Origin of the sequence: Sphingomonas arantia (assembly GCF_042682045.1) — a bacterium.
Classification (GTDB): Bacteria; Pseudomonadota; Alphaproteobacteria; order Sphingomonadales; family Sphingomonadaceae; genus Sphingomonas_R; species Sphingomonas_R arantia.
On sequence record NZ_JBHUGS010000002.1, the window covers coordinates 597,080 to 612,750 of the forward strand.

Genomic DNA, 15,671 nt, shown 5'->3' on the forward strand with positions numbered 1-15,671 from the left:
CGACGGCCGCGCACGATCGCGTGGAGCGATCAGACCGTCGTGCCGATCAGGTGGCCGATCAGCGCGGTGGCGGCCATCGCGAACGCGCCCCAGAAGGTGACCCGCAGCGTCCCGGTCCACAGCCCAGCCTTGCCCGCCCACGACCCCATCGCCCCGAGGATCGCCAGGAACAGCAGCGATGCGACAGCCACACCGGGGATCAGCAGCGTGACCGGCAACGCGAACACGGCCAGCAGCGGCATCGCCGCGCCGACCATGAAACTGGCGGCCGAGGCGAACGCCGCCTGCACGGGCCGCGCGCGGGCCCCGACCGACAGGTCGAGTTCGTCGCGGGCGTGCGCCCCCAGGGCATCGCGCGCCATCAGCTGCGTCGCGACCACGAGCGCGGTTGGCTCGTCCACGCCGCGCGCCACATAGATTGCCGCCAATTCGGCCAGTTCCCCCGCGGGATCGGCGGCGAGTTCGCCGCGTTCGCGGGCGATCTCCGCATTCTCGGTGTCGGCCTGCGCGCTGACCGAGACATATTCGCCCGCCGCCATCGACATCGCACCGGCAACGAGCCCGGCGGTCCCGGCGATTGCGATGTCGGCCGTCCGGCTGCCGGCCGCTGCGACACCGAGGATCAGGCTGGCCGTGGAGACGATGCCGTCATTGGCGCCGAGGACCGCGGCGCGCAGCCAGCCGATGCGATCGACGACATGGCCTTCGCGGTGTCCACCCGCTCGACCGCTCTTGCCGGGCACGCCGGCCGCACGCCGCGGCTGCGACGCGTTCTTGGCGGCATCATTGTCATTCTTGACGTACATCGATTTTTCCACGGATGTTCGGCGTTAAAGCGGCAGCAGCGTCATTGCGTGCGGCCGTTCGCCACGAAAGGCTCGGAAGTTACGCATCCTCCAGAACCGTCCGCGGCGGGCAAGAATAATCATCGACTTGCGTAAAACCACAATATCGATCGGGGCGCGCAACGCTCAGGACGTCCTTGCATCTTGAGGACCGCCGACCATGTTCCACGCTTTTCGCACCTCGCTTCATCCGCTGAAAGCCATGAATCGTCGGGCGCTGATCGGCGCGGCGGGTCTGACGTTGCTGATCCTCGGGCAAACCGCGATGGCGCTCATGGCGCCGTTTGCCTGACATGGCCCATGACCGGTCCAGGGGCGTTGGTCTGTTTCGGGTCGTCCATGACTTCCCGCCGCGTCCCTCGGAAGGTAACCGTCCTGACCCATCCAACCGTTCCTCGATCCGCCGCCCCGCCGACATGAGCGAAACGTCGCGCCGGAACGCGGTGATGGCGGAGGAACTCGGGCTTCTGATCGACGGTGCGCTCGGCTACGCGATCTACATGATGGACCCGGACGGCCGCGTCACCATCTGGAACCGCGGTGCCGAACGGATGAAGGGCTGGACCGAGACCGAGGTCGTCGGCTGCAACTTCGCCATGTTCTACACGCCCGACGATGTCGCCGCCGGCAAACCTGCGGGCGATCTGGCGCGTGCCGCGGCGCAGGGCCGCATCGAGGAGGAAAGCTGGCGCCTGCGCAAGGACGGCTCCGAATTCCTGGCCAGCGTCACGATCACCGCATTGCGCGACGAAACGGGGGCGCTGCGCGGTTTCGGCAAGGTCAATCGCGACATCACGGATCAGAAGGCGTCCGAGGCGGCGTTGCTGCGGCGCGAACAGCATCTGCGCTCCATCCTCGCCACCGTGCCGGACGCCATGGTCGTCATCAACGAACAGGGCATCGTCACGTCGTTCAGCCGGGCCGCAGAACAGATGTTCGGATATGCGGCGGCCCAGGTCATCGGACAGGATGTCGCGATGCTGATGCCCAGCGCCGAACGCAGCGAGCATGGCGGCCATCTGCGCGCCTATCTCACCACCGGCATCCCGCACATGATCGGAACGGTCCGCACCGCATCGGCGCAGCGCGCGGACGGCTCGCTTTTTCCCATTGAGATCGCGGTCGGCGAGGCATCGATGGCCGGCGACCGCATCTTCACCGGTTTCGTGCGCGACCTGACGAACCGTCACGATACCGCCCGGAAGATGAACGAACTCCAGTCCGAGCTGGTCCATGTTTCGCGGGTCAGCGCGATGGGAACCATGGCCTCCACCCTGGCGCACGAGATCAACCAGCCGCTGACGGCGATCGCCGCCTATCTCCAGACCACCCGCGCGATGATCGGCGAAAGCCAGGACGAGCTGCTGGCCGAGATCGCCGAGGCACTGGACCTCGCGGCCGCCCAGTCGCTGCGCGCGGGCACGATCATCCGGCGGCTGCGCGCGTTCGTGGACGGCAGCGACAGCGGGTTCCAGGTGGAACGGCTCGATGCGCTGGTCGAGGAGGCGACCAGTCTGGGGCTGCTCGGCGCGCACGAAGCGGGCGTCAAGGTCACGATGACGATCGCCGCCGGCCTGGACCGGGTGCTCGTGGACCGGGTCCAGATCCAGCAGGTCCTCGTCAACCTCATCCGCAACGCGATCCAGTCGATGGCCTGCGTGCCGGACAAGGAACTGACGATCGCGACCGCGCCCGATCGTGCGGGGTGGGTGCGGGTGACGGTGGCCGATACCGGGATCGGGCTCGCGCCCGCGATCCGCGATCGACTGTTCGAGGCGTTCGCGACCACCAAGGAAGACGGAATGGGCCTCGGCCTGTCGATCTGCCGCACGATCGTCGAGGCGCACGGCGGCAAGATCTGGGCAGAAGCCGGCGTCGAATGCGGAACGGCCTTCCACTTCTGCGTCCCACTTGCAGGAGATCGAGATGTCTGACCCCACGCGTACCGTCCATATCGTCGACGACGACGAGGCCATCCGGCAATCGGTCGGCTTCATGCTGCGCAAGGCGGGTTACGGCGTCGAAACCTATGTCTCCGGCGTGCAGTTTCTGAAACAGGCGAACCGCGGCACACCGGGCTGCGTGCTGCTCGATGTCCGCATGCCGGAAATCGACGGACTGGAGGTTCAGGCACGGCTCGCGGCGCAGGGCATCCTGCTTCCTATCATCATGCTGACGGGGCATGGCGACGTCACCCTGGCGGTGCGCGCCGTGAAGGCGGGCGCGGTCGAGTTTCTGGAAAAGCCGTTCGAGCGGACCGCGCTGCTGGCCGCGATCGACGACGCGTTGCGCCAGGCCGACCGAAACGACCGCGGGCAGCTCGCCGCGGCCGACGCGAACGTGCGCCTGGCCGCCCTGACGGCGCGGGAGCGCGACGTGCTGAACGGCATGGTGGTCGGCCGCCCCAACAAGCTGATCGCCTACGATCTCGACATCGCGACCCGCACCGTGGAGGTCCACCGTGCCAATCTTATGGAGAAGCTTTCGGCGCGCAGCCTCTCCGACGTGCTGCGCATCGCGTTTGCCGCTGGGCTGGGGGAAACTGAGCCCGAACAACCCGCGCCGCCCTCGTCTTCTACGTAAAGACTATCGCCGATCGACCTGCAATCCTTGGGAGAAATCCAAGGATCCACACATGCAGAACAGTATCGAGACGCCGTCCGGGGAGACGATCGGGGTATCTTTGGTCGATGGCGAGTCCACCATCCGCCGCGCCCGTCAGCTGATGCTGCGCTCGGAAGGGTTCGCGGTCCGGTCCTACCCCACATGTGCCGCGATCCTCGCCGATCCGCAATCGCGCGACTATCCGTGCATCATCCTCGACCTCGAAATGGCGGATATCGGCGGCCTCGATCTGCTGCGGCGGATGCGCGCCAGCGGCTGGCGGGGCAAGGCGCTGCTGCTCGACGGTCTCGACCCGGCCGGCGCGATGGTCGCGGAAGCCGAGCGACACGGCGACACGGTGCTGCACCGCACGGTCGGCGATGGGACGCTGCTCACCGCCATCGCGGCCTCGATCGATCACGACCGGACCGTGCCGAACGCGCACGGTTGAGCCATAGGTAGTTCCCGACACTGGGTGCCGCACCGCGGGCCGCAGTATCGCTGTCGCCGACCGCGTCATCCAAACCCGCTTTTGGGTTTGTCGCCGCGACGCGGAGATCCGACGATGATGATCCACTCCGACACTGCCGACCGTGGAATGTTCACGCGCCCGGCATCGCGAGCCGGAGCCGGGTCGCGGCTGGCCGCGCGACTGCAAGGGATGTTCGATCCCCGGATCCTGTTCGTCGCGCTGCACGACTTACGCGATCGTTCTTCCGCACGTGACACGGCATGATCGTCCCACTCCGCGCGACTGGCCTGCGCACCTCGGCGGCCCCATCGCCGGACCGGTCCGACCGGCTGTTCACGATCGTCGCGACACGCATCGCGGGCGTCGCGGGCCAGCCGGTCGCGTTCGTGACGGCGGTCGCGATCATCCTGCTCTGGTCGCTCACCGGGCCGTTGTTCGGCTATTCCGATACGTGGCAGCTGGTCGTGAACACCGCGACGACGATCGTGACGTTCCTGATGGTATTCCTCATCCAGAATTCGCAGAACCGCGATGCCGCCGCGATGCAGGCGAAACTCGACGAGCTGATCCGCGCGGTCGACACCGCCCGGTCGCAATTCATCGGGATCGAGCATCTGACCGAGCGCGAGATCGAGCGGGTCCGCTCCGATCTGGAACGCGAATGCCGTGAAGCCGACGGCGACCTCTCGCCCGCGATCAGCCTCGCCCATCTGCGCGACCGGCTCTGACGCCATGCACCCGGAAAGAACCATCATGCCCGATCGACGCGACGTCCTGCTCGGCTCGGCCGCGCTCGCCCTCGGCAGTCTCAGCGGCTGCAGCGGCACGGCCGACAACGCCTACGGCACGACGATGACCCGGCTGCGGGCGCCGCTCGGGCCGACGCCCGACCTGCGCGACTTTGTGCGCTATGCCACGCTCGCGCCGAACGGTCACAACACGCAACCATGGCGCTTCGCCGCGACGCCCACCGGCGTCGACATCATGCCCGACCTGTCGCGACGGACACCGGTCGTCGATCCGGACGATCATCATCTGTTCGTCGGTCTCGGATGCGCGGCCGAGAATCTGGCGATCGCGGCATCGGCGAACGGACGGCCGGCGTCGATCGGGTTCGACCCGGCGGGCGACGGACGCATCGCGATCGAACTGGGCAGCGGTCGACCGCGCGATCTCGCACTCTGCCGCGCGATCCCGGCCCGTCAGTCGACGCGGTCGCTTTACGACGGGCGCCCCGTCCCGGTCGAAGACCTGCGAAGTCTCGAGCGCGCCGCCGCCGTCCCGGGCGTCTCGCTGCTGTTGATCACCGATCCGCCGCGCCGCGAGCGCGTGCTCGAAACCGTCCTGCACGCCAACGACCTGCAGATGGAAGACCCGGCGTTCATGGCGGAACTGATGCGCTGGCTGCGCTTCAACGAAGCGGCGGCGCTCCGCACGGGTGACGGCCTCTACTCGGCCTGTTCGGGCAGCCGGACGGCCCCCACCTGGCTCGGCAAGCGGATGTTTCCGCTCTTCTTCACGAAAACTTCGGAGACCGAGCGTTACACCGCCTAACTCCGCTCGTCCGCGGGCATCGCCGTCTTCGTCGGCGACCGCGCCGACCCGGATCACTGGGTCCGGGTCGGCCGCAGCTTCCAGCGTTTCGCGCTTCAGGCGACGGCGCTCGGTCTGCGCCATGCGCATGTCAACCAGCCGATCGAGGTACCGGCGGTGCGCGCCGGCTTCGCTCGGTCGCTCGGTCTGGGTGACGCACGTCCCGATCTGGTCGTCCGGTTCGGCGCCGCACCGGCCTTGCCGATGGCGATGCGCCGTGCAGCGAACTTCACCTAGTCCCGGCCGCCAAGTGACCGCCGATCATCGGGAAAACCGGCGTGCGGGCGTCGGATCGCGCTTCATTGCCGCGTCGACGAACGCAATCCCCGCACAGATGCGCCTCGCCATCGGGAACGGTGGGGCATAAAGCCGCCCGATGCGCATCGCGATCATCGACACCAGCACGACGCGCGCCGCGATCATTTCGGACGGCCTGCGCGACGCCGGCCTGACCGACATCGTCGTGATCGACGGCACGCCGGGCATGGTCGCCGCGCTGGAACGGGCGGCGCCGGAAGTCGTGTTGATCAACCTCGAAAACCCGAGCCGCGACGTGCTCGAGGAATTCTTCGCCGTGTCGCGCGCGCTCGCCCGGCCGATCGCGATGTTCGTCGATCAGAGCGACGAAGAAACCACTGCCGCCGCGGTCGACGCCGGCGTGTCCGCCTATATCGTCGACGGGCTCGCCAAGCAGCGGATCAAACCCGTCCTCGACCTCGCGATCCGCCGGTTTCAGGCGTTCGCCCGGCTGCAGGCCGAGCTGAACGAGGCCCGCAGCGCGCTGGCTGATCGCACCACGGTCGACCGCGCCAAGGCGATCCTGATGCAACGCCGCGGCATCGACGAACCGACCGCCTACGGCCTGCTCCGCGCGCAGGCGATGCGATCCAACCGCCGGATCGCGGAGATCGCCGACGCGATCATCACCAGCGACGCGCTCATGGGAGACTATTGATGGCGCTCGACCGGGTCCGCATCGGGTTCCTGCCGCTGGTCGATGCCGCGCTGCCGATCTTGGCGCGCGAACGCGGGTTCGCCGAGGCCGAGGGGCTGGAGATCGCGCTGGTCCGCGACATGAGCTGGGCGACAGTGCGCGACCGGCTGCTCTACGGCCATACCGACGCCGCCCACATGGTGGCACCACTCACCATCGCGACGGCGCTGGGACGCGGCCGACCGGCGGTGCCGATGGCGGTGCCGTTCGTGCTGGGGCTGAACGGCAACGCGGTGACGCTGTCGCTGCCGCTCGCTGCGCAGGTGCTGGATGACGATGCGCTCGGCGATCCCGTTCTGCTCGGCGCGCGGCTGAGGTCGGTCGCGATCGCCCGCGCCGCGGCCGGACGACGGCTGCGGTTCGGCGTGGTGCATCGTTATTCCAGCCACAACTACATGCTGCGCTACTGGCTGGCCGCGGTCGGCATCCGCCCCGACACCGATGTCGAAATCGTGACGATCAGCCCGACCTTCGCCGCCGACGCGCTGGCGGCGGGTGAGGTCGACGGCATCTGCGTCGGCGAACCGTGGAACGGCGTCGCGGTCGACCGCGGCGTCGGGCGGATCGCGCTGGTCACCGCGCAGATCTGGCAACGCGGCGTCGAAAAGGTGCTGGCGATGCGCGCGGCGACTTTGGTCGATCGCGGCGACGTCGTCCACCGCCTGATCCGCGCGCTGCATGCCGCCGCCGCACAGTTCGTCGATCCTGCCACGCGTGAGGCCAATGCGGCGATCCTTGCCCGCCCGGACTATCTCGATGCGCCGGTCGATGCGGTGTCGCGCGCGATCGGCGACCGCGTGCGGCTGGTCCGCGATGCCGTGCCGATCCACGTTCCCGACTTCATGTTCCAGTACCGCGAGGCGGCGAACTTCCCGTGGCGCAGCCAGGCGGCCTGGCTCTATTCGCAGATGGTGCGCTGGGACGGCACGCCCTTCTCCGCCGCGGAGGCGCAGACCGCGCAGGGCGTGTTCCGCCCCGACATCTACCGCGCCGCGCTCGCCGGATCGAACGCGCCCTTGCCCAATGCCAGTTCCAAGCTGGAGGGCGCGATCGGTGCCGAGAGCATCGGCGCAGGCTCCACGCAGGGTCGACTCATCCTCGGGCGCGACGCGTTTTTCGACCGACGCGCCTTCGATCCGGACGATATCGAAGGGTATCTGAGCGACCTGCCATAGGGCGTGCCGGTCGTTTCGCCTCGCCAAGACGCGGGCGAGAGACACGAACTGATCGAATTTTGCTGCGCATGCGAATGATACTTGCGCAGCGCTCCTTCTTCGGTCATCTTCTGCGTGTTCGACATAGATGCCGGACACGAAATCATCGCGAGACCGGTTCCAACGACGGGACCAGACCGCGCCGGGCGATCCACCGATCGCCCACAGGCAACGAAGCCGCCCCGATGCGCCCGCATGGTCGCCGTCGTGGCGGCTTTTTCTTTGTCCATCGCAGATGGGGGACCAACCATGTTGTTCGCATCGACGGGTATCGACGTCACCGGATCGAAGGCCAACCGGATCGACCTGTTCAGCCTGGCAACGCCGCAGATGCGCGCGTTCCACGTCACGTGGGCGGCGTTCTTCGTCTGCTTCTTCGCCTGGTTCGCCGCCGCCCCGCTGATGCCGCTGATCAAGGCGGAGTTCGAGTTGAGCAAGGATCAGGTCGCCAACATCAACATTGCCGCGGTGGCGGTCACGATCCTGGTGCGGCTGATCGTCGGCCCGCTCTGTGACCGGTTCGGTCCGCGCCGCACCTATACCTGGCTGCTGCTCACCGGCGCGATCCCCGTGTTCGGGCTGGCGTTCGCGCAGACGTACGAGACGTTCCTGTTCTTCCGCCTCGCGATCGGCGCGATCGGCGCGTCGTTCGTCATCACGCAATATCACACCAGCGTGATGTTCGCGCCGAACGTCGTCGGCACCGCCAACGCGACCGTCGGTGGTTGGGGCAATGCCGGCGGTGGTGCCGCGCAGAGCCTGATGCCGCTGGTCGTGGCGGCGATGATCGGCCTCGGGGTCGAGCACGCCTTCGGATGGCGCGCCGCGATGTTCGTGCCGGGCGTCGCGATGGTCGCGATGGCATTCGTCTATGCGCGCTACACACAGGACACGCCGCAGGGCGACATCGTCGATCTCCGCGCGGCGGGCATCGCCGTCGACGGCGGCAAGGCGACCGGCGTGGCGATCCTGCGCCGCGCCGCCGCCAACTACCGCACCTGGATGCTCGCCGCGACCTACGGCGCGTGCTTCGGCGTGGAGATCTTCATCCACAACATCGCCGCCAGCTATTATGTCGACCGGTTCGGGCTGTCGCTGACGAGCGCCGGGCTGGCCGCGGGGATCTTCGGCGGCCTCGCGCTGTTCGCCCGCGCGCTCGGCGGGATCGCCAGCGACCGGATCGCGCTCGTCCGGGGGCTCGACGGCCGCGCGCTGCTGCTGTTCGGGCTGATGCTCGGCGAAGGCGTCGGCCTCGTGCTGTTCGGCCATGCCGGCAGCGTGACGCTGGCGATCCTCGCGATGACCCTCTTCGGTCTCTTCACGCACATGGCCTGCGGCGCGACCTATGCGCTGGTGCCGTTCGTCGATCGCAAGGCGCTGGGCGGCGTCGCCGGCATCATCGGCGCTGGCGGCAATATCGGCGCGGTCGCGGCGGGCTTCCTGAACAAGGCGTCGGCCACCCCGCAGCAGTGCCTGATCGTGCTCGGCTACATCGTCGCCGGCACCGCGGTCTGCGCGCTCGCGGTCCGCTTTTCCGCCACCCACAAATCCGACGAGCGCGCGCTGCTCGACGCCGCGCTCGACGCACGCCGCACCAGCGACCGCTCGGTGACCGGCGCGATCCCCGCCTGATGCACCCCCTTCCCCGGCTCCAACCCGACTGGACGATCTGATGGAACACCAGACCATAACCCCCGCCCCCCACGACCCTCGCGAGCATCTCGTCGTGATCGGCAACGGCATGGCCGGCTGTCGCGCGGTCGAGGAACTGATCGCGCGCGATCCGACCCGCTACCGCGTCACGATCTTCGGCGCCGAACCGCATGTGAACTATAACCGCATCATGCTGTCCCCCGTGCTGGCGGGTGAGAAGACGTTCGAGCAGATCGTCATCAACGACCACGCCTGGTACGCGACCAACACGATCACGCTGGTGACGAGCGACCCGGTGCAGGCGATAGACCGCACCGCCAAGACCGTCACCGCACGGTCCGGCCTGACGGTGTCGTACGACCGGCTGCTGATCGCGACCGGCTCCGACCCGTTCATCATCCCCGTCCCCGGCAAGGACCTGCCCGGCGTCATCTCGTTCCGCGACATGGCGGACGTCGATCACATGCTGGCGGCGGCCGGAAAAGGCGGCGCGGCGGTCGTCATCGGCGGCGGCCTGCTCGGGCTGGAGGCCGCGCATGGCCTCACGCTGCGCGGCATGAAGGTGACGGTCATCCACCTGATGCCGACACTGATGGAACGCCAGCTCGACGAGGCGGCGGGCTGGTTGTTGAAGTCGGCGCTGGAGGCGCGTGGCCAGACCATCCTGACCGAAGCGAACACCGCCGAGATTGTCGGCGATACCCATGTCGAGGGCGTGCTGCTCAAGGACGGCACGCTGATCCCCGCCAGCCTCGTCGTCATGGCGGTCGGCATCCGCCCGTCGGTGGCGCTCGCCCGCGATGCCGGGCTGGAGATCGGCCGCGGGATCAAGGTCGACGACCATATGGTCACCAGCGACCCGTCGATCCTCGCGGTCGGCGAATGCGTCGAGCATGACGGCAACGTCTACGGCCTCGTCGCGCCGCTGTGGGACATGTGCCGCGCGCTGGCCGACGGGCTGACCGACAGCCACAGCGGCTATCGCGGTTCGGTCACCTCGACCAAGCTGAAGGTCGCCGGACTCGACGTGTTTTCCGCCGGCGACTTCTCCGGCGGCGCAGATGCGGAGGACATCGTCCTGCGCGACGCATCGCGCGGCATCTACAAGCGCGTCGTGGTGAAGCACGACCGCATCGTCGGCGCGGTGCTGTACGGCGACACGACCGATGGCGGCTGGTATTTCGACCTGCTGAAGCGCGGCGAGGACATCGCCCCCATCCGCGACATGCTGATCTTCGGCCAGGCCTTCGCCGCGGGAGGGGGCGCTGCGGACCCTAAGGCAGCCGTTGCGGCGCTCTCCGACGAGGCGGAGATCTGCGGCTGCAACGGCGTCAGCAAGGGACAGGTCGTGGCGTGCATCGGCGCCGGCAACACCACGCTCGATGCAGTCCGCGCCACCTGCAAGGCGTCGGCATCGTGCGGCTCCTGCACCGGGCTGGTCGAGACGCTGCTCGCGGTCACCTTGGGCGACGAGTATTCGGGCGAGCGTGCGGTGAAGACGGTGTGCAAATGCACCAGCTTCGGCCACGACGACGTCCGCCGCGAGATCGTCGCGCAGGGCATGCGTTCGATCCCCGAAGTGATGCAGAAGATGAGCTGGTCGACGCCCGACGGCTGTTCGTCCTGCCGCCCTGCGCTCAATTACTATCTGCTCTGCGCGCTGCCCGGCGACTACAAGGACGACCAGCAGAGCCGCTATGTCAACGAGCGGCTGCACGCCAACATCCAGAAGGACGGCACCTATTCGGTCGTGCCGCGGATGTGGGGCGGGCTTACCAACCCGCGCGAGCTGCGCGCGATTGCCGACGTCGTCGAGAAATACGATGCGCCGATGGTCAAGGTGACGGGCGGCCAGCGGCTCGACATCTTCGGCATCAAGAAGGAGGATCTGCCCGCGGTCTGGGCCGATCTCAACGCGGCCGGCATGGTCAGCGGCCACGCCTATGGCAAGTCGCTGCGCACCGTGAAGACCTGCGTCGGCTCCGACTGGTGCCGCTTCGGGACGCAGGATTCGACCGGGCTCGGCGTCAAGGTCGAACGCATGACATGGGGATCGTGGATGCCCCACAAGTTCAAGATCGCGGTCAGCGGCTGCCCGCGCAACTGCGCCGAGGCGACGATCAAGGATTTCGGCGTGGTCTGCGTCGACAGCGGCTACGAGCTGTCGGTCGGCGGCAATGGCGGCATGAAGGTCCGCGCGACCGACTTCCTGTGCAAGGTCGCGACCGAGGAAGAGGCGATGCACTATTGCGCCGCGTTCATTCAATTGTACCGCGAGGAAGCGCGCTATCTCGAGCGGACCGCGCCGTGGATCGAACGGATCGGCGTCGCCTATATCCGCGAGCGGATCGCCGAGGATGCCGAGGGTCGCGATGCGCTGGCGGCGCGGTTCCTGTTCTCGCAGCAGTTTACCCAGGACGACCCTTGGGCAGCACGCGCGGCGGGCGAGCATCGTGAGCAGCATGCGCCGATGGCGCGCTTCACACCCATCGATGCAACGAGGGAAATGGCATGATCGGCGAATGGCTCGATATCGGCTGGGTCGACGAGATCCCGGTCCGCGGCAGCCGCACGGTGCAGGTCACGGGCGGCGACGACATCGCGGTATTCCGCACCGGCGACGGCACCGTCTTCGCGCTCGCCGATCGCTGCCCGCACAAGGGCGGTCGTCTGTCGCAGGGCATCGTCCACGGCGGCGCGGTCGCCTGCCCGCTCCACAACTGGCGCATCGCGCTCGATACCGGCCAGGCGCTGGGCGAGGACAAGGGCTGCACTCCGGTGATCCCGGTCAGGATCAGCGGCGGCCGCGTGCTGCTCTGCCGCGCCTCGACCATGAAGGCCGCCGCATGATCCCCGCCGGGTCGGGCGGGAGCATCCGCACCACCTGCGCCTATTGCGGCGTAGGCTGCGGCATCCTCGCCACCCCGACCGGCGAGCGCACCGCACGGATCGAAGGCGACCCGGACCACCCCGCCAACACCGGCAAGCTCTGCTCCAAGGGCACGCATCTCGGCGAGACGATCGGGCTCGACGGCCGCCTGCTCCACCCGATGATCGGCAAGCGCCGCGTGGGCTGGGACAAGGCGCTCGACCTCGTCGCCAAACGCTTCCGCGACACCATCGCGCAGCACGGCCCCAACAGCGTCGCCTTCTACGTCTCCGGCCAACTCCTGACCGAGGACTATTATGTCGCCAACAAGCTGATGAAGGGCTTCATCGGCTCGGCCAATATCGACACCAATTCGCGGCTCTGCATGGCAAGCGCGGTCGCGGGCCACACCCGCGCGTTCGGCGAGGATATCGTCCCCGCCACTTACGACGATCTCGACGCCGCCGACCTGATCATACTGGTCGGATCGAACACCGCCTGGTGCCACCCGATCGTCTACCAGCGGGTCCGCGCGCGCTGTGATGGCGGTGCGAAGCTCGTGGTCATCGACCCGCGCCGCACCGAAACCGCGGACGAGGCCGATCTCCACCTCGCGATCCGCCCCGGCACCGACGTCGCGCTGATGAACGGGCTGCTCGCCTGGTGCCGTGACGCGGGCGTCGTCGATCACGACTATCTCGCCCGCCACGTCGCGACGCTGGATACGTTCTGGGACCAGCTCGCCGAGGGCAGCGACCTGTGGTCGGTCGCGCGCACCTGCGACGTGCCCCTCCCCGACCTCAAACGCTTCTTCGAACTGTTCGCCGCCACGCCGCGCACCGTCACGATGTTCAGCCAGGGCGTGAACCAGTCGCTGTCCGGCACCGATCAGGTCAACGCGATCACCAACCTCCACCTCGCCACCGGCCGCATCGGCAAGCCCGGCGCCGCGCCCTTCTCGATCACCGGACAACCCAATGCGATGGGCGGGCGCGAGGTCGGCGGGCTCGCCTCCAGCCTCGCCGCGCACATGGATTTCACGCCTGACAACGTCGCCCGCGTCGGCCGCTTCTGGGCCGCCCCCAACATGGCGACCAGACCGGGGCTGAAGGCGCTCGACCTGTTCCGCGAACTGGGCGACGGGCGGATCAAGGCGATCTGGATCATGGCGACCAACCCGACGGTCTCGATGCCCGACGCCGGCCGCGTCCGCGAGGCGCTGGCCGCGTGCCCGTTCGTCGTCGTCTCCGACGTGATTGAGACGACCGACACCTCGGTCCACGCGCATGTCCGGCTGCCCGCCGCCGCCTGGGGCGAAAAGGACGGCACCGTCACCAATTCCGACCGCACGATCAGCCGCCAGCGCGCGTTTCTGGCGGCACCCGGCGAAGCCAGGCCCGACTGGTGGATCGTCGCGCAGGTCGGCCGGCGGATGGGCTGGAAGACTGCATTCTCCTACGATCGCCCGGCCGAGATCTGGCGCGAGCATTGCCGGCTGTCATCCTATGAAAACGGCGGCACGCGGCTGTTCGCGCTCCCCGGCCACGCCGCGCAGGGCAATGCCGACTATGACGCGATGCCGCCGTTCCGCTGGGGCGGCACACCGTTCGCCGACGGTCGCTTCCCGACACCCGACGGCCGCGCGCGGCTCGTATCGGTCGTGCAGACGCCGGTCGCGGCCCCGCTGCCCAACTGGCCGATGACGCTCAACACCGGCCGCTACCGCGATCACTGGCATACGATGACGCGCACCGGCTTGTCCCCCAAACTGGCGCGCCACCGCGAGGACCCGCTGGTCGAAATCCACCCCGACGACGCCGCGCGGCTCGCGATCGTCGACGGCGGCCTCGCCCGCGTCGTGACACCGCAGGGCGAAAGCCTGTTCCGCGCCAGCGTGACCCGGACGCAGCGGGTCGCGGAACTGTTCGTGCCGATCCACTGGACCGACCGCACCGCGACCGGCGGCCGCGCCGGCCTCCTGCCCCGCCCGCTCGGCGATCCGATCTCGGGTCAGCCCGGTTTCAAGTCGACATCCGTCCGGATCGAGCCGGTCGAAACGGTATGGCGCGGTTTTCTCATACTCCGCGACGATCTCGCGACGCGCCCCGACTGCCTCTGGGCGACACGGATCGCGGCGCCCGGCGGCACGGTCTGGGAGATGGCCGGCACGGGCGATCCGGCCACGCTGATGGCGCTTTTGCCGAAGGGCCAGCGGATCGAGGCGATCGACGCCGCACGCGGCAGCCGCCGGATCGCGATCCTGAACGGCGGCCGGCTGGCTGCGGCGCTGTTCGTCACGCGCGATGGCGCCCTGCCGTCCCGCGACTGGCTCGTCGCGCAACTCGCCGAAGCGGTCGCCGCCCCCACCCTGCTCGCCGGTCGCGCGCCGGGCGTGCAGGTCGATCGCGGCCCGATCGTCTGCGCCTGCTTCGACGTCGGGCTGACGGCGATCCTGACCGCGATCGCCGACCAACGGCTCGCCGACGTCCCCGCGATCGGCGCGGCGCTCGGCGCAGGCACCAACTGCGGATCATGCCGCCCGGCGCTCGCCCGGTTGCTCGTTACGGAAGGATCGACCCATGTCGCATGATTTCCCGCCCGGTTCGGTCTGGCTGGTCGGCGCCGGCCCCGGCGATCCCGACCTGCTGACGCGCAAGGCCGAACGACTGCTCGCCGCCGCCGACATCGTCTTCTACGACGCGCTCGTCGGCGCGGGCGTCCTCGCGCTGATCCCCGCCGCCACCGATCTGGTGAGTGTCGGCAAGCGATCGGGTCGCCATTCGAAGGACCAGGGTTCGATCAACGCCCTGCTCGCCACGGCCGCACTGTCGGGCAAGCGCGTGGTGCGCCTGAAGGGCGGCGACCCCTCGATCTTCGGTCGCTCGACCGAAGAAATCGACTGCCTCTCCGCCAAAGGTGTCGCGGTGCGGATCTGCCCCGGTATCACCGCCGCCAGCGCCGCCGCGGCATCGGGCGGCGCCTCGCTCACCCTCCGCGGCCTCGCGCGCAAACTCACCTTCGTCACCGCACACGCCCGCGCCGGCGAGGCGCTCGACCTCGACTGGACCGCACTCGCCGCCCCCGATGCCACGCTCGCCGTCTATATGGGCCGCGCCGCCGCCGCCGAGGTCGCGCGCAACCTCATCGCCGTCGGCCGCGCGCCCGACACGCCGGTGATGGTCGCGGTCAACGTCTCGCTCCCCACCGAACGCATCCTGCGCGGCCGCCTCTCCGCGCTCGCCTTCCTCGTCGAAACGATCAGCGACGACGACCCCTCCCTCCTCCTGATCGGCGAAGCGATCGCCGCGCCGATCCTTCACGGCCGATCCGCAAACGCGGACATCCCGATTTGCGACGTTCATTCCACCGGCCGCCCGTAGTCTCCTGCATCGATAATCTCACACAACATCGCGACGCAAACGGTGAT

At 68.6% G+C, this 15,671-nt stretch carries 15 protein-coding genes; 14 read left to right on the forward strand and 1 reads right to left on the reverse strand.

Annotated features, from left to right (window positions below; genetic code table 11):
• Positions 1-29: 29 nt before the first annotated feature.
• Positions 30-806: a VIT1/CCC1 transporter family protein gene (locus tag ACFSGX_RS08475; RefSeq protein WP_380929067.1), complete on the reverse strand. Its 777-nt coding sequence runs from the start codon at positions 804-806 to the stop codon at positions 30-32.
• 199 nt (positions 807-1,005) lie between these two features.
• On the opposite strand from ACFSGX_RS08475, the gene ACFSGX_RS08480 reads away from it, so the two are divergent.
• The 14 genes from ACFSGX_RS08480 to cobA all read left to right on the forward strand — a co-directional run bounded on the left by ACFSGX_RS08480 (position 1,006) and on the right by cobA (position 15,624).
• Complete coding sequence (locus tag ACFSGX_RS08480) at positions 1,006-1,137, forward strand: hypothetical protein (RefSeq protein WP_380929068.1); 132 nt, start codon at positions 1,006-1,008, stop codon at positions 1,135-1,137.
• A gap of 124 nt (positions 1,138-1,261) precedes the next feature.
• Complete coding sequence (locus tag ACFSGX_RS08485; RefSeq protein ID WP_380929070.1) at positions 1,262-2,779, forward strand: PAS domain-containing sensor histidine kinase; 1,518 nt, start codon at positions 1,262-1,264, stop codon at positions 2,777-2,779.
• Positions 2,772-3,428, forward strand: a complete 657-nt coding sequence (locus ACFSGX_RS08490; RefSeq protein WP_380929071.1) for a response regulator transcription factor — start codon at positions 2,772-2,774, stop codon at positions 3,426-3,428. Before ACFSGX_RS08485 ends, ACFSGX_RS08490 begins: the two co-directional genes overlap by 8 nt.
• Before the next feature lie 52 nt (positions 3,429-3,480).
• Complete coding sequence (locus ACFSGX_RS08495) at positions 3,481-3,900, forward strand: response regulator (protein WP_380929072.1); 420 nt, start codon at positions 3,481-3,483, stop codon at positions 3,898-3,900.
• A 114-nt stretch (positions 3,901-4,014) separates the two neighbouring features.
• The gene (locus ACFSGX_RS08500; RefSeq protein WP_380929074.1) at positions 4,015-4,185 is read left to right on the forward strand and encodes a hypothetical protein; all 171 of its coding nucleotides are present in this window, start codon (positions 4,015-4,017) and stop codon (positions 4,183-4,185) included.
• Positions 4,182-4,649, forward strand: a complete 468-nt coding sequence (locus ACFSGX_RS08505; protein WP_380929076.1) for a low affinity iron permease family protein — start codon at positions 4,182-4,184, stop codon at positions 4,647-4,649. Before ACFSGX_RS08500 ends, ACFSGX_RS08505 begins: the two co-directional genes overlap by 4 nt.
• Before the next feature lie 25 nt (positions 4,650-4,674).
• Positions 4,675-5,475: an Acg family FMN-binding oxidoreductase gene (locus tag ACFSGX_RS08510; protein WP_380929077.1), complete on the forward strand. Its 801-nt coding sequence runs from the start codon at positions 4,675-4,677 to the stop codon at positions 5,473-5,475.
• Between the two features lie 415 nt (positions 5,476-5,890).
• The gene (locus ACFSGX_RS08515; RefSeq protein WP_380929079.1) at positions 5,891-6,469 is read left to right on the forward strand and encodes an ANTAR domain-containing response regulator; all 579 of its coding nucleotides are present in this window, start codon (positions 5,891-5,893) and stop codon (positions 6,467-6,469) included.
• The gene (locus ACFSGX_RS08520) at positions 6,469-7,683 is read left to right on the forward strand and encodes a CmpA/NrtA family ABC transporter substrate-binding protein (protein ID WP_380929081.1); all 1,215 of its coding nucleotides are present in this window, start codon (positions 6,469-6,471) and stop codon (positions 7,681-7,683) included. The genes ACFSGX_RS08515 and ACFSGX_RS08520 overlap by 1 nt, the downstream gene beginning before the upstream one ends.
• 288 nt (positions 7,684-7,971) lie before the next feature.
• A complete protein-coding gene (locus tag ACFSGX_RS08525) occupies positions 7,972-9,354 on the forward strand; it encodes an MFS transporter (RefSeq protein WP_380929082.1) in 1,383 nt (460 codons plus the stop codon).
• Between the two features lie 40 nt (positions 9,355-9,394).
• Entirely contained in the window at positions 9,395-11,890 is a 2,496-nt protein-coding gene (gene nirB / locus ACFSGX_RS08530; protein WP_380929083.1) for a nitrite reductase large subunit NirB, read from the forward strand.
• The gene (gene nirD / locus ACFSGX_RS08535; RefSeq protein ID WP_380929084.1) at positions 11,887-12,225 is read left to right on the forward strand and encodes a nitrite reductase small subunit NirD; all 339 of its coding nucleotides are present in this window, start codon (positions 11,887-11,889) and stop codon (positions 12,223-12,225) included. The genes nirB and nirD overlap by 4 nt, the downstream gene beginning before the upstream one ends.
• On the forward strand, positions 12,222-14,834 hold the full coding sequence (locus ACFSGX_RS08540; protein WP_380929086.1) for a molybdopterin-dependent oxidoreductase: 2,613 nt from the start codon (positions 12,222-12,224) through the stop codon (positions 14,832-14,834). The genes nirD and ACFSGX_RS08540 overlap by 4 nt, the downstream gene beginning before the upstream one ends.
• Complete coding sequence (gene cobA / locus ACFSGX_RS08545; RefSeq protein WP_380929088.1) at positions 14,824-15,624, forward strand: uroporphyrinogen-III C-methyltransferase; 801 nt, start codon at positions 14,824-14,826, stop codon at positions 15,622-15,624. Before ACFSGX_RS08540 ends, cobA begins: the two co-directional genes overlap by 11 nt.
• The last annotated feature ends 47 nt before the right edge of the window (positions 15,625-15,671 follow it).